The sequence below is a fragment of the Amycolatopsis minnesotensis genome (assembly GCF_039529815.1).
Taxonomy (GTDB): domain Bacteria; phylum Actinomycetota; class Actinomycetes; order Mycobacteriales; family Pseudonocardiaceae; genus Amycolatopsis; species Amycolatopsis minnesotensis.
Genome location: NZ_BAAANN010000009.1, coordinates 153361 through 167558 on the forward strand (window position 1 = coordinate 153361; position 14198 = coordinate 167558).

The window sequence follows — 14198 nt, forward strand, 5'->3', positions numbered from 1 at the left end:
CGGTAACTTAGCAGACGCGGACGGGCCGGGCCGGTATGGAACGCTGAGGAGCATGAGCACACTGGAACGCCGCTACCTGCAGGAGCTGATCATCGACGAGCTCGGCGTGCCGGCCGGGTTCGCCGCCGCCGCCGAGGTCGAGGCCCGGATCGGGTTCCTCGTCGAGCGGCTGAAGTCGTCGAACACGAAGGCGCTCGTGCTGGGCATCAGCGGCGGTGTGGATTCGAGCACCACCGGCAGGCTGTGCCAGCTCGCCGCCGAACGCGTCCGCGCGGCGGGCGGCAAGGCCACCTTCGTCGCGATGCGCCTGCCCTACGGCGTCCAGGCCGACGAGGACGACGCCCAGCGCGCGCTCGCGTTCATCGAGCCGGACGAGACGCTGACCGTCGACGTCAAGCCCGCTTCCGACGCCATGCTCGACTCGGTGAAGAACAGCGGCGTCGACTTCGCGGGCCGCGAAGACTTCCTGCACGGCAACATCAAGGCCAGGCAGCGCATGATCGCGCAGTACGCGGTCGCGGGCGCGCACGGCGGGCTCGTCGTCGGCACCGACCACGCGGCGGAGGCCGTGATGGGCTTCTTCACCAAGTACGGCGACGGCGCGTGCGATCTGACACCGCTGTCCGGGCTGACCAAGCGGCGCGTGCGCGCGGTGGCCGCCGAGCTCGGCGCCCCGGACGGGGTGGTGCACAAGGTGCCGACGGCCGATCTGGAGAGCAACTCCCCCGGCCTGCCCGACGAGCAGGCGTTCGGCATCACCTACGAGGATATCGACGACTTCCTCGAAGGCAACGAAGTCGACGGCAAGGTCTACGAGACGATCATCTCGTGGCACCGCCGCACCGCGCACAAACGAGCCGTGCCGACCCCCTTCACCGGGTAACACCCATCCGGGTCGTTTCTGCTGTTGACCCATGGCTATCGGCGGATAACCCAGTGCATGATCAGGTGTGCACTGGATCGACCGCCTGACCGACCGCTCCGCACGGCGCTGGCTGTGCGGCATGGGCGCGCGCGTCGAATCCGGCTGGGTCGCCCTCGGCACCTGCCCCGACCTGCGGCTCGCGTTCGGTACGCAGCTACACGCGGTCGCCGACGCGGTACACGTCGAACTGGACCTTTCCGGCCGCGCGGAGCCGCTGACCCCGCTCGCGCTGATCGCGGGGCACGCCCACGACGTGTGGACGGCGGCGACGCGCGCGGGCTGGCAGCCACCGGCGGTGCCGTCGGCATGGGCCCGGCACGAGCCGACCGGCCTGCGGCTGCTCGCCTGCTACTGGCTGGCCGCCACCCTCCCGCACGGGCCGAAGGTGCCCCCGGTCGTCCCGGAGCCGGTGCGCGCCTCGCCCGACCTGCGCCACCTCATCGGATCGGAATAGTCTTCACCTCTCCCGGGGCAATTGCGATTCGCCTGGCGTTCACCCCTATGCCAACCAAAAGGGGCTGGTGCTCACCCCCGGTGCGCGCTTAGCATCCGATCGGGGTCGGATTTCACGCATTTTCAGGCGGTCACGTGGCATCGATTTCGTTTCGGGTACTGGGGCCACTCGAAGTGCGGGTGGCCGGGCGAAGGGTGCCGATCGGCGGTCCGAAACCCCGCATGCTGCTGGCCGCGCTGCTGCTCCAGCCCAATGTCGCGGTCACCGCGGACGTGCTGACCGAGGTGCTGTGGCCAGGCGCGGCACCGCGCTCGGCGCCGGCGAACCTCCGCACCTACGTGCATTCCCTTCGCCGCCGGTTCGGCGAATTCGGCGACCGCCTGCAAAGCAGGCCCTCCGGCTACACCGCACTGGTCGAGCCGGGGGAACTGGACCTCGCCGAATTCGAAGACCACGCGCACCGCGCGTTCACCGAGCCGGATCGGGAAAGGGCCGCGGGACTCAGCGAAACCGCGTGCGGGTTCTGGCGCGGCGAAATACTCGAGGACCTCCCGCACAGCCACACCTGGGCCGCGACCGTCGCCCGCGTCACCGAACTGCGGCTGGCCGTGCGCGAACACCGGCTCAAGGCGCTGATCGACCGCGGCGACAACGCCGACGCGATCGCGGAGCTGCGCGGGCTGGTCGCGGACCACCCGCTGCGCGAAGAGCTGTGGGAACACCTGGTGCTCGCGCTCGACGGCGCGGGGCGCACCACCGAAGCGCGGCAGGCGTGCGAAGAAGCCGAACGCGTGCTTCGCGAAGAACTCGACGCCCAGCCGGGGCCGAGGCTGCGCGGGCTGCGGTCCCGGCTCGCCCGCCCGGTTTCGGTGCGCCAGCTCCCGCTCGACCTGCCCGATTTCACCGGCCGTGACGGGCTGGTCGGCGACCTGACCGCGCTGCTGCGCGCGAACTCCGGCACCAGGCCGACCGTCGCCGTGCTGTCGGGCCCGCCGGGGATCGGCAAGTCCGCGCTGGCGGTGCGGGTCGCGCACGCCGTCCGCGACGAGTTCCCCGACGGGCAGGTGCACCTCGACCTCGGCGGCACCTCCGAGGCGCCGCGCCAGCCGATGGACATGCTCGCCGAACTGCTGCGCGCGCTCGGCGTCGCCGACGCGGCGTTGCCGAAGGGCCTCGCCGAACGTGCCGCCCTGCTGCGCTCGCGGTTCGCGGACGCCAGGCTGTGCGTGCTGCTCGACGACGCGGGGGCCGCCGCGCAGGTGCGGCCGCTGCTGCCCGGTACCGGCGGGTGCGCGGTGCTGGTGACCGGCAGGAGACGCCTGCCCGACCTCTCCGGCGCGCACCAGTTCGACGTCGACGTGCTCACCGGCGCCGAGGCCGCGGCGCTGCTCGACGGGATCGTCGGCGCGCCGCGCACCGCGGCCGAACCCGCCGCGGCCGCCCAGATCCTGCGCGCCTGCGGGCACCTCCCGCTGGCGATCAGGGTCGCCGGCGCGAAGCTGACCCACCGCCCCGCGTGGACCCTGCGGCTCTTCGCCGCCCGCCTGCAGGACGAACAACGACGCCTCGACGAACTGCGCGTCGGTGATCTCGCGGTCCGCGCGAGTGTCGCGCTGAGCTACGAACAACTGCCGATGAAGGCGGCGCGCGCGTTCCGCGGGCTCGGTGCGCTGGGCCCGGTGCGGTTCCCCGGCTGGGCCGTGTCCGCGCTGCTCGGCTCGGACGGCTCGACCGACTCCGACGAACTCGACCTCCTCATCGACGCGCACCTCGTCGAGACGGCGAGCACCGACGCCACCGGGAACCCGCGCTACCGGCTGCACGACCTGCTGCGCTGTTTCGCGACCGAGCAGCAGGGCTCACCGCGCGAAGACCTGCGCCGCGTGCTGGAGGGATATCTCGCGCTGGCCACCGAGGCGGCGCGGCGGATGCCGATCCACTTCTTCGGAATGACCGAAGTGGACGGTCGGAAACCGTTGTGGCGCCCCGAGAACGACACCCTGCTCGCCGACCCGACCGCCTGGTTCGCCGCCGAGCTGCGCGCCGGGGTGCTGGCCGTGACCACCGCCGTCGACCACGGGTTCGACGACCTCGCCTGGCGCCTCGCGGTGTCGTTCACGCCGTACTTCGACCTTCGCGGGCACTCCGAGGACTGGCTGCGGACGCACGAGATCGCGCTCGCCGCCGCCCGCCGCGCCGGTGATGTGCGCGGGCAGGCGATCGTGCTGCGCAACATCGGGCAGGTCGACCTCTACCGCGACGCCTACCCCGAATCCGAGGAAGCGTTCGGCGAGTCGCACCGGCTGTTCACCTCCGTCGGCGACGACCGCGGCCGGGCGATCGCGCTCGCCGGGCTGGCCACCGCGCTCCGCTTCCGTGGTGCGATCGACGGCTCGCACGAGCACGCGCAGCGCGCGCTGGAGCTGTTCCGGCAGGTCGGTGACCGGCACGGCGAGGCCGTCGCGATGATCGCGGTCGGCGCCGCCTGGATGGCGAGGCGCTGCTACGCCACCGCGGGCCGCTGGCTCGGCGACGCACGCGCGCTGGCCGCCGAGATCGGCGACCGGCACCGCGAAGCGCACGCGTTCAAACGGCTCGCGCTGCTCTGCCAGCACCAGGGCAACCTCAGCGCGGCGCGCGAGCACGTCGACCGGGCGATCGCGATCTTCGACGAGCTCGGCGACGACCACTGCGTCGGCTACGCGAACCAGAACCTCGGCGAGCTGTGCCTGTGCACCGGCGACCTCGCGCACGCCAGGCTGCTGCTGGTGAACTCGCTGAACGTGCACCGGCGCAACGGCGACCGGCGGTCCGAGGCCGAGGTCGCCGGGCTGCTCGGCGAACTGCACGACACGCTGAGCCAGCCAGAGCGCTCGCAGGACTACTACGAGCGCGCCCGCGCGCTGTGGCACGAGCTGGAAGGCGGCGCGATCCGGGACGAGGTGCCCGACTCGCCGCCCCGGCTCCGGTCGGTGTCCGGCTGAGCGTCACGCGTTGTGGGGATGTTCGCCGTGTCGACGGCCCTGCTGACGGCGGTATCCGCGCCGGTGCCGTTACGAATACACCATGCCGAAACCGCGTCGAAGACTCCGCCACCTGACCGCATCCGCGCTGGCCATCGCGCTCGTGTGCGCGGTGACCACCCCCGTGCGAGCCGATCCGGCCGCGAGCTGGCCCGCCGCTCTGTCCACTGTGGATGACGACGACGTCAACGTCGCCTTCACCGGCGCGCTGACACTGCGTGACCCCGCCTGGCACCGGGCGGACCAGCCCGCCGGCGGTGAGGGCGCTCTCCTGCTCCCGCCGCACCGGCTCACCCGTCCCGCGAACCGGATCTCGGCGGAGACCGTCGCGACCGTTCCGCCCGGCGCCGCCGTCGAAGTGGACGTGCGCGGCGGCGGCGGCGAATGGACGGCGGCGGGCACACCGCTGCCGGGGGAAGTCACCGAGGTCCAGGTCCGGATCACCCTGCACACCGCCGCCGGGGCCGCCCCGGCGGTGTCCTCGGTGCGGCTGAAGGCGGACACCGTGCCCGCGCCGCGCTCGGCACGGGGCAACGCGGCCGCCTCGTACCGGGTGTTCGCCACCAGGGAAGGGCTCGTCGGCGGCAAGACCGCGAACGGCCACGTGATCGTCGCCCGCGACCACTTCGTCGCGTTCCCGTCCCGGCGGGGCCTGTCCCCCAAGGGAACCGGCGACTACACCGTCCGCGTCTGCCGTGCCGACCGCGCCCGGTGCGAGTACGCGCCGGTCTGGGACGTCGGGCCGTGGAACGTGCGCGACGACTACTGGAACCCTGGCGCCGAGCGCCAGAGCTGGCAGGACCTCGCGCAGGGCCTGCCCCAGGCGCAGGCCGCCTACCAGCACGGCTACAACGGCGGCAAGGACCAGTACGGGCGGAAGGTGGCGAACCCGGCCGGGATCGACCTCGCCGACGGCACCTTCTGGGACGGCCTGAAGCTGAGCACGAACGCGTGGGTCGACGTGACCTACCTCTGGACCGGCGGCGGGGTGACCGGCGAGGTGCGCACCGAGGGCGGGCCGCTGAACCTGCGCTCCGGCCCCGGCACCGGGAACCCGATCGTCGGGTTCGCGGCCAACTACGCCAAGGTCACGATCGACTGCACGGTGCCGGGCCAGCACGTGACCGGCGCCGCCGGTTCGAGCGCGCAGTGGGACCGCATCGGCGACGGGCACTACGTCGCGCGCGGCTACCTCCGGCTCACCGGCGGCGCACCGCCCCCGTGCTGATCGCCACGCACGGCCTGCGCTGGACGGATAGTCACCGGCGCCGCCGCCGTATTCACTGCTCCACGATGAGAACGCACCGAGGAGACGAGCCGCCCCACTGGTCGCCGTCGTCGCGCGGAGGCCCCGAGCTGCTGACCGTCCGCGCGCACGAGACGACACCGTCGGTCCGGGTCGTCCGCCTGTGCGGCCAGCTCAACCACGACACCGCGCCCGAGCTGGACCGCGTCGTGACCAGGCAGGTCGCGGCCAGACCCCGGCTGCTCGTGCTCGATCTCGTCGAACCGTTCTGGCTACGGCCGGACGGCGTGCCCGCGCTCGTGCGGTGCGCGTTCGAGGCCGACCGCGCGGGGATCACGCTCAGCCTCGTCGGCGCCGAGGGCACCGAAGCGGCGCGGCGGCTGGACGCGGCCGGGTGGGCCGAAATGTTCCGGTTCCACTGCTCGGTCGGCGACGCGATCAAAGCCGCCGGCTGAACGGCGCCGCGCACGGAAAGCGTCCTTCAGGGAATCTGACGCCACCAACTTGGCCCTCGCGGGCAGACCACCATCGGCGGGCATGCGAAGATCACCGTCTTCGAAAAAGGAGCCGCCTGGTCGCCCACGAAGTCGACCACCTGCGCGGAAAGCCTTACACCGAGCGGATGCGCGCAGGGGGTCACCCCGATCCCGGTCGAGCAGTACCGCGGCACGGGTCGTCCTGGAAATCTGAGAGCGGGTGGATCACGGGTGGCGGCGGAGTGTCTCGTTCGGACGTTCGCCGTACCGGTCCCGGTAGCCGACGGAGAACCGGCCGAGGTGCACGAAACCCCATCGCCCCGCCACTTCGGTGACGGTCACCGCGCCGGGTTCGGCGGCGAGCAGGTCCGCGTGCGCCCTGCCCAGGCGCACCTCGCGCAGGTAGGCCATCGGCGGGCGGCCGATCGCACGGCGGAAACCGTCGTGCAGCGAGCGGACGCTCACCGCGACCACCGCCGCCAGCTCAGCGGGTGACCACGGGAATTCGGGGGTTTCCCGCAACAGTTCCACGGCCTGCCGCACGATGCGCGGCGCCACCTCGTGCGCTTTCGCGGTCAGCTCGGCGGAATAGGTGTGCGGCTGGGCGCGCAGGACCGTGTCGATCAGCTGGTCGCGCAGGGTGGCCGCGGCGAGCGGCTGGCGCAGCACACCGTCCGGCTTCGCCGCTTCCTGGTCGAGGAGGGTGAGCTGGCCGAGCAGGTCGCGGGCCGCGCCGGTGCCGAGATCCATCGCGACGGCGAAATCGGGCGCACCGCCGACCGGCCGGTCGAGGTGCTGCGCCAGCCGGTCGCGCAGGGTTCCCGCCGGGATCATCAGGCACAGCTGCGCGCAGTCGGCCCGCCAGCGCAGGTCGACGGGCGCGCCGGGGGTGAACACCGCGGCGCGGCGCGGGCTGCCCCGCACCGGCCCGCGGTTGCCCGCACGCGATTCGACGGCGCCGGAAAGCGGCACGTTCACGTGGTAGCTCGCGACGTCCCCGGTGACCACGCGCACGTCGCTGCCGAACCGCACGTACCCCACCGTCAGCCCGGCGAGTCGCACCGCGTTCAGCCGCATGTCCAGCGGGGTGCCCGGGTCGAGCAGGTCGATCCGGTTCGGCAGGTACACCTGTTCGATCGCCTTGTTCGCCACCGCCACGTCCGTGGTCATGGCGACCCGATGGACGGCGAACGCAGGCTCCGCACCTCGCGCGCGCAAAGCTCACCTCCTGGCCACTGTTCACCGTACGGGGCACGCGGCCATCGGCTCAACTGTCCGAAGTGGACTCAACAGGGCGAGTCTTCCCGCTCTGCCCGATCGCGCCTGCGCCGATGGACGGATTCAGGCCCGTTGTTCGGGCACGTGCCCGAGACGGCGGGACAGCGCGGTCGCGGCGGCGACGACCAGCCCGGCCAGTTCACCGCGCCGCGGTAGCACCCGTTCCGCCGGTCCAGCCACGCTCATCGCGGCCACCGGCGCCCCGCTGCGATCCCGGATCGGGGCGGCCACGCAGCCGACCCCCGGTTCGTTCTCGATGTCGTCGAGCGCCCAGCCCTGGCGGCGTGCGGTCACCAGCTCGTCGAGCAGGCGCGGCACCTCGACGATGGTGTTCCCGGTGAGCCGCTCCAGCTTCATGCGCCGCAACCGGTCCACTCTGTCCACTTCGGACAGCGCGGAGAGGTACGCCTTGCCGAGCGAGGTCGCGTGCTGCGGGCGGCGCGCGCCAAGGCGGCACTTGAGCGTCACCGCGCCCGCGCTCTGCTCGGTCGCGACATAGACCATCGCGTTGCCGTCCGGAACCGCGAGATAGGTGGTCTCCCCCGATTTTTCCGCGAGCGCGGCCAGGAACCGGGGTGCCGCTCGGTGCAGATCGCTCGACGACATCGCGCGGACACCGAGTTCGACCAGCCTGGTCCCGAGCCGGACGCGGCCGGTCACGTGATCGGCTTCGAGGTAGTCGAGCTGCTTGAGGGTGTGCACGATCCGGTAGACCGCGCTCCTCGACAGCCCGAGCTGCGTGGCGATCGCGTTGGTCGAAATCTCCTGCTTGAGCCCGACGTGCTGGAGCACCGCCAGCCCGCGTTCCAGAGTGCCACTGCGCTCCAGCTCAGGATCCACGTCGACCTCCCAGCCGCCCCGATGTACCGCTGACCGGGACATCGACCCGATCAGCGGATAGCGAAGTTAACACGTCCGATGTTTGCGGGGGAAGACCGGGAAACGGCCGCGTGAGATCCTGACTTCAGCGCACCGAAGGACATCTCAGACGAGGATACCCCTTTCGGGCCACCAAAAATTCACATCCTTGAAAACAGGAGTGGTCTAAACCATTTTCGGTTTGGAGGCGACACATCGGAGGGGAACGCGAACGAGGGCGGCACCCCGCGTTCCGCGGTGCCGCCCTCAGGCCACAGTGGACTCACTACTGCATGGGACTCAGCGCGGTGCGCCGACGGAGTCCAGCTCGGCGTGGACCTCGAACAGCGACGCGAGACCCGTCGCTTCGAACACGCGCCACACGATGTGCTCGGTGATGACCACGCTCACCGCGACGCCGCGGCCGCGGACCTCGACGAGCGCCTGCAGCCCGGCGCAGGACAGGAAACCGACGCGGGAAAGGTCCACGACGAGGTCACTCGTCGCGACGCGGTCCAGGTGCGCGCGCAGTGCGGCGACCGTCATCGCATCGACCTCGCCGACCACGGTCAGGACGGTTCGCCCATCGTGGTGACTCTCAGTGACCGAAAGGCCGTGGCCATCGGGCAACCGGGGCAGGGGTATTTCCATGGTGCGCTCCTCTCATGACCGCCGGGCTGGAAACCCGCGCTGTTGGGGGATGCGCGAAACCACTGGCGGCCATTACGTCCGCTCTTCGACCGCTGACCGGAGCACGTGTCTGAACAACAGCCAGTACAACCCACGGTACGCCCTCACCGGGTCAGGTCAACCCCTCGCCTGGGTCAACGCGGCAAGCGGCGCCACAGCGCGCGCGGCAGCAAGCGCATCATCGCGAACACCGGCCGCAGCACACCGGGCACCCACACCTCACCGCGACCGCTACGCAGCGCACTCAGCGTCGCCTTCGCGACCTGCGGGGGCGTGCTCGAAAACGGCGCGGGGGACATGCCCTCGGTCATCCGCCCCACCACGAAACCCGGGCGGACGAGCAGTAGCCGCACCCCGCTGCCCGCGAGCGCGTCGGCGAGCCCGCTGGCGAACCCGTCGAGCCCCGCCTTCGCCGAGCCGTAGACGTAGTTCGCCCGCCGCACCCGCACCCCGGCGACCGAGGAGAACACCACCACGGTTCCGCTCGCCTGCTTCCGGAGCAGGTTCGCGGCATGGGTCAGCACGCTCACGTGCGCGACGTAGTCGGTGTGCACCACGGCGACCGCGTGCCCGGCGTCGCGCTCGGCACGCTCCTGGTCGCCGAGGATCCCGAAGGCGGTGACGATCACGTCGAGCGGGCCGAACCGCGCGGCGACGTCGTCGAGCAGCGGGCGGTGGCTCGCCAGGTCGTCGGCGTCGAACTCGACCCGTTCGACCGCACCGGCGCCCGCCGCGCGCAGGGTGTCCTCCTGCGCGTCGAGGTCATGGCTGCGCCGCGCGGCGAGCACGATCGTGCGCCCTTCGGCGGCGAGGCCGCGCGCGACCTCGAGCCCGATCTCACTGCGTCCACCCAGCACCAGCACCGTTGAAGTCACGGAGCCGAGTGTGCCGTACGCGCTCGCGGCTAGGCTGCGGGCCGTGACCTACGTTGCCGCGAACAGCCGATACGACACGATGCCCTACCGCCGCTGCGGTCGCAGCGGGCTGAAGCTGCCGCCCGTTTCGCTGGGGCTGTGGCACAACTTCGGCCACGACAAGCCGTTCGACACCCAGCGGGCGATCTGCCGCAGGGCCTTCGACCTCGGCATCACGCATTTCGACCTGGCCAACAACTACGGCCCGCCGTACGGCTCCGCCGAGGAGAACTTCGGGCGGCTGCTCGCCGGGGACTTCGCACCCCACCGGGACGAACTGGTCATCTCGTCGAAGGCCGGTTACGACATGTGGCCGGGCCCGTACGGCGATTGGGGCTCGCGGAAGTACCTCCTCGCCTCGCTCGACCAGTCGCTGAAGCGGATGGGGCTCGACTACGTCGACATCTTCTACTCGCACCGCTTCGACCCGGAGACACCGCTCGAAGAGACCATGGGCGCGCTGGACACGGCCGTCCGCTCGGGGCGCGCGCTCTACGCAGGCATCTCCTCGTACTCCTCGGAGAAGACCGCCGAAGCCGTCCGGATCCTGCGCGATCTCGGCACGCCGCTGCTCATCCACCAGCCGTCGTACTCGATGCTCAACCGCTGGACCGAAGCCGACGACCTGCTCGGCACGCTCGACGAAGCCGGTGCCGGGTGCATCGCGTTTTCCCCGCTCGCGCAAGGCATGCTGACCAGCCGGTACCTCGACGGCGTGCCGCCGGACTCGCGCGCGGCGGCGGGCAAGTCGCTCAACCCCGGCACGCTCACCGAGGAAACCCTCGTGAAAGTGCGCGCCCTCAACGAAATCGCGCAGCGGCGCGGGCAGACCCTCGCCCAGCTCGCACTGGCGTGGGGCCTGCGCGACCCGCGCATGACGTCGGTGCTGATCGGCGCCAGCAGCGTCGGACAGCTCGAAGACAACGTCGCGGCACTGGACAACCTCGACTTCACCACGGCAGAGCTCACCGAAATCGACCGCTACGCCACCGATGCGAACATCAACCTCTGGAAGCGCTCCAGCACTTCCTGACGCATCCCCGGCAGAGGTCACGCGGCGAGGCAGCCACCGGGGGCTTGGTCCCTGTCCCTGAAGGGCGCACGGGGCATCCACCCGTCCTGCTCGCGGTAGCCGTCCGGTCGCACACCGTCGCGGGCGGTGGGCTGGTGCGTCCAACCATCGGGAAAGTACGGCGAAATCTGGCAACATCTCCGCCAACTGTCACCCGTACGGGTGAGCAATCCGGTAAAAAGGTGCCCTCCGGTGTGTCTGACCGAAGGGTTTCCCGTGAACGACGAGGTATCGGTTTCCGCGCTGCTCGAGCGCGAGGGCTGGGGCGAGAACCTGCCACCCCGGCCTCGCTCGCGCTGGCGCGTGATGGCGGTGATGGCCGCCGTCGTCACGGGCTGTGGTGCCGCGGCCGTAACCGTGGCCGTTTCCTCGCCCACCGACGACCGCGCCGACGATCCCCTCATAGTGCAACCGCCGCTGCCCACCACCGGCACCGGCGACGAGACCACCGCCGTCCCGACGGCCCCGCCGAGCCGTCGGGGCGGCAGTGGCGGCGGCGAGCCGTCCACGGCAGCGTCCACATCGGAATCGCCGAGCCGTTCCAGCCGCACCTCGGCGAAATCCACCACCGCACCGCACCCCAGCTCCGAGGACCCCGGCCCCACCGGAAACCCCGAGCCGAGCAAGCCCGCACCGCCCACCACCGGCGGCGGCGGGAGCAGCACCCGCCCCACCCCGCCGGCACCGACCACCTCGACCGCACCCCCGTGCAACATGTGGCCGGAATGGCTGTGGTGTTGAAGAACTAGCCGTTTCGCTGCACCATCAGGTGGGCCAGCGCGGTCAGTTCGACCTCCGCCCGCGGCGCGGGATCGCAGGCGCGCAGTTCGGCCAGCGCGTCGGCCAGCAGATCGGCCGCCCGGTCACGGCACCAGGCCCGGCCGCCCGCCGCGTCGACGAGGCGCGCGGCCCGCACCAGGTCGTCGGCCGTCAGCGGGTCCGGCTGGTGGTAGAGCTGCCCGAACTCGCGGCCCGCTTCGGTGTCCGAGTTGAGCGCGGCCACCACCGGCAGGGACTTCTTGCGGCTGCGCAGGTCCGAGTAGATCGACTTCCCGGTGGCCGCCGGGTCGCCCCAGATGCCGAGCAGGTCGTCGACGAACTGGAAGCCCAGCCCGAGCCGGTCGCCGAACGAGCGGAGGTGCCCTGCTCCGGCCGCGGCGCTCCCTGCCGCCGCGGCCCCCAGCGCGCACGCGCACCCGAGCAGGGCACCGGTCTTCCGCTCCGCCATCCGCACGCATTCCGCGAGGCCGACGTCCCGCCGCCGTTCGAAGGACAGGTCCGCGCTCTGCCCTTCGACGAGTTCGAGCACCGCCGCGCTCAGCATCCGCGCCGATTCCGCGGCCACCGCGCTCCCGCTCGACGCGAGCACGTCGCCCGCCAGCGTCAGCAGCGCGTCACCGGCCAGGATCGCCGCGGGCGTCCCGAAAACCGACCACACGGTCGGCCGGTGCCTTCTCGTCGTGTCGCCGTCCATCACGTCGTCGTGCAGCAACGAGAAGTTGTGCGCCAGTTCCACCGCCACCGCGGCGGGCACCGCGCCCGCGGGATCCCCGCCTGCCGCCTGCGCGCTCAACAGGGTCAGCGCGGGCCGGATCGCCTTCCCGCCCGACTCCTTCGCCGGTTTCCCGCGCTCGTCGAGCCAGCCGAAGTGGTAGCCCGCGATCAGCCGCATCGACCCCGGCATCGAGTCGACGGCTTCCCGCAGCGCCGGGTCGAGCAGACCCCTGCTCCACTCGAGCAGCGTGCGGACCGGGCGCCCGGTGACCGCCGGTACGCCGGTGAGATCCGAAATGGCCATGCCAGCCTGCCCTTCACCGCGTGGTTTCGACGTTGTCCAGCACGCCGAGCGCGTCGGGCACCAGAACCGCGACCGAGTAGTACGCGCTGACGAGGTACGAGGTGACACCGCGCGCGTCGACCCCGGTGAACCGGACCGACAGCCCCGGCTGGTACTCGTCGGGCAACCCGGTGCGGTGCAGGCCGATGACGCCGCTGTCGTCCTTCCCGGTGCGCATCGCGAGAATCGAACTGGTGCCGCGTTCGCTGACCGGCAGCTTGCCGCACGGCAGGATCGGCACGCCGCGCCACGCCTGCAACGCCGAGCCGTCGACCGTCACCGGTTCCGGGTAGACGCACCGCCGGGAGCATTCGCGGCCGAACGCCGCGATCGCCTTCGGGTGCGCCACGAAGAACCGCGTCTTGCGGCGGCGGCTCATCAGCTCGTCGAGATCGTCCGGGGTCGGCGGCCCGCCTCGGGTCTGGATGCGCTGGCGCGGGTCCGCGTTGTGCAGCAGCCCGAACTCGCGGTTGGTGAGCAGTTCCTGTTCCTGCCGCTCCCGCAGCGCTTCCACGGTCAGCCGCACCTGCTGCTCGACCTGGTCCATCGGCTCGCTGTAGAGGTCGGCGACCCTGGTGTGCACCCGCAGCACGGTCTGCGCGACGCTCAGCTCGTACTCGCGCGGCGAACCCTCGTAGTCCACGAAGGTCGACGGCAGCGAGGACTCTCCCTCGTGTCCTGCCGCGAGTTCGACCATGGCCTCACCGCTGCGGTTCCGCGGTTTGTCCTGAAGGGACAGCGTGTGCGCGAGCTGCGCGCGCAGCGATCCCGACCGCTCGGTGAGTTCGGTCGCGACGCGGGCGGGCAGGGTGAGCACCGTGCACGCCGTGGCGGCCACCGCGGTGAACTTCCAGTCGCCGCTGACGCCCCCGAGCGCCAGGGAGCCGAAGTGGTCACCGTCGCCGAGCACGTCGAGCACGGTCTCCCCGCCGTACTCACCCGGCCCGAGCTTGCGGACCTTGCCGTGCGCGATCAGCACCACCTCGTCCGCGGGAGTGCCCGCCCGTACGATCCGCTCGCCCCGTTCGACCTCGCGCTGCTCGAACCGTTCGGCGAGTTCGGTGAGCACGTCCTCGTCGTCGTAGCCGTGCAGCGGCGCCAGTTCGGCCAGTTCCCTCGGCACGACGCGCACTTCGGAACCGGCGGTGGTGAAGGTGATCCGCCCGTCCCCGACGGTGTAGCTGAGCCGCCGGTTGACGCGGTAGGACCCGCCGGTGGCCTCCTCCCACGGCAGCTTGCGCAGCAGCCAGCGCGGTGAGATGCCCTGCATCTGCGGGACGGTCTTGGTCGTCGTGGCGAGGGTGCGCGCCGCGGTGGTGCTGAGGCTGCGCGGAGCCGGCGTGGTTTCCGGGCCGGCATCGGCCAGTGTCATGGCAGCGGGATCCAATCGAACGGTGGTGTGCTGGCGTGCGCCCCTTCGCAGGG

13 protein-coding genes are annotated in these 14198 nt (G+C 71.6%); 7 read left to right on the top strand and 6 right to left on the bottom strand.

The genetic code is table 11. The annotated features are described in order from the left end of the window. The first annotated feature begins 52 nt into the window (after positions 1 to 52). The 5 genes from nadE to ABD256_RS13485 all read left to right on the top strand — a co-directional run bounded on the left by nadE (position 53) and on the right by ABD256_RS13485 (position 6103). Positions 53 to 883 carry an ammonia-dependent NAD(+) synthetase gene (nadE, locus tag ABD256_RS13465; RefSeq protein ID WP_344417427.1) on the top strand — a complete coding sequence of 277 codons (831 nt, stop codon included), beginning with the start codon at positions 53 to 55 and terminating at the stop codon, positions 881 to 883. Positions 884 to 950: 67 nt separating this feature from the next. Continuing rightward, on the top strand, positions 951 to 1379 hold the full coding sequence (locus tag ABD256_RS13470; protein WP_344417429.1) for a DUF6401 family natural product biosynthesis protein: 429 nt from the start codon (positions 951 to 953) through the stop codon (positions 1377 to 1379). Between the two features lie 134 nt (positions 1380 to 1513). After that, a complete protein-coding gene (locus ABD256_RS13475) occupies positions 1514 to 4363 on the top strand; it encodes an AfsR/SARP family transcriptional regulator (RefSeq protein WP_344417431.1) in 2850 nt (949 codons plus the stop codon). Between the two features lie 82 nt (positions 4364 to 4445). Further along, a complete protein-coding gene (locus ABD256_RS13480) occupies positions 4446 to 5630 on the top strand; it encodes a hypothetical protein (protein ID WP_344417433.1) in 1185 nt (394 codons plus the stop codon). A 65-nt stretch (positions 5631 to 5695) separates the two neighbouring features. Beyond that, entirely contained in the window at positions 5696 to 6103 is a 408-nt protein-coding gene (locus ABD256_RS13485; protein WP_344417435.1) for an STAS domain-containing protein, read from the top strand. A gap of 246 nt (positions 6104 to 6349) precedes the next feature. Here ABD256_RS13485 and ABD256_RS13490 read toward each other — a convergent pair whose 3' ends face one another. The 4 genes from ABD256_RS13490 to dprE2 all read right to left on the bottom strand — a co-directional run bounded on the left by ABD256_RS13490 (position 6350) and on the right by dprE2 (position 9825). After that, entirely contained in the window at positions 6350 to 7294 is a 945-nt protein-coding gene (locus ABD256_RS13490) for an AraC family transcriptional regulator (RefSeq protein WP_344417437.1), read from the bottom strand. Between the two features lie 171 nt (positions 7295 to 7465). Then, positions 7466 to 8242, bottom strand: coding sequence for an IclR family transcriptional regulator (locus tag ABD256_RS13495; protein WP_344417439.1), 777 nt, complete (start codon positions 8240 to 8242; stop codon positions 7466 to 7468). A gap of 318 nt (positions 8243 to 8560) precedes the next feature. After that, positions 8561 to 8911 carry an STAS domain-containing protein gene (locus ABD256_RS13500; RefSeq protein WP_344417441.1) on the bottom strand — a complete coding sequence of 117 codons (351 nt, stop codon included), beginning with the start codon at positions 8909 to 8911 and terminating at the stop codon, positions 8561 to 8563. A gap of 173 nt (positions 8912 to 9084) precedes the next feature. Then, on the bottom strand, positions 9085 to 9825 hold the full coding sequence (gene dprE2 / locus ABD256_RS13505) for a decaprenylphospho-beta-D-erythro-pentofuranosid-2-ulose 2-reductase (protein WP_344417443.1): 741 nt from the start codon (positions 9823 to 9825) through the stop codon (positions 9085 to 9087). Between the two features lie 43 nt (positions 9826 to 9868). On the opposite strand from dprE2, the gene mgrA reads away from it, so the two are divergent. Together mgrA and ABD256_RS13515 are read left to right on the top strand one after the other, a co-directional pair. Beyond that, entirely contained in the window at positions 9869 to 10897 is a 1029-nt protein-coding gene (mgrA, locus tag ABD256_RS13510; RefSeq protein ID WP_344417445.1) for an L-glyceraldehyde 3-phosphate reductase, read from the top strand. A gap of 255 nt (positions 10898 to 11152) precedes the next feature. After that, entirely contained in the window at positions 11153 to 11677 is a 525-nt protein-coding gene (locus ABD256_RS13515; protein ID WP_344417447.1) for a serine/threonine protein kinase, read from the top strand. Positions 11678 to 11681: 4 nt separating this feature from the next. Here ABD256_RS13515 and ABD256_RS13520 read toward each other — a convergent pair whose 3' ends face one another. Continuing rightward, positions 11682 to 12734, bottom strand: a complete 1053-nt coding sequence (locus ABD256_RS13520) for a family 2 encapsulin nanocompartment cargo protein polyprenyl transferase (RefSeq protein ID WP_344417449.1) — start codon at positions 12732 to 12734, stop codon at positions 11682 to 11684. 13 nt (positions 12735 to 12747) lie between these two features. Then, the gene (locus ABD256_RS13525; RefSeq protein WP_344417451.1) at positions 12748 to 14145 is read right to left on the bottom strand and encodes a family 2B encapsulin nanocompartment shell protein; all 1398 of its coding nucleotides are present in this window, start codon (positions 14143 to 14145) and stop codon (positions 12748 to 12750) included. Positions 14146 to 14198 lie beyond the last annotated feature (53 nt).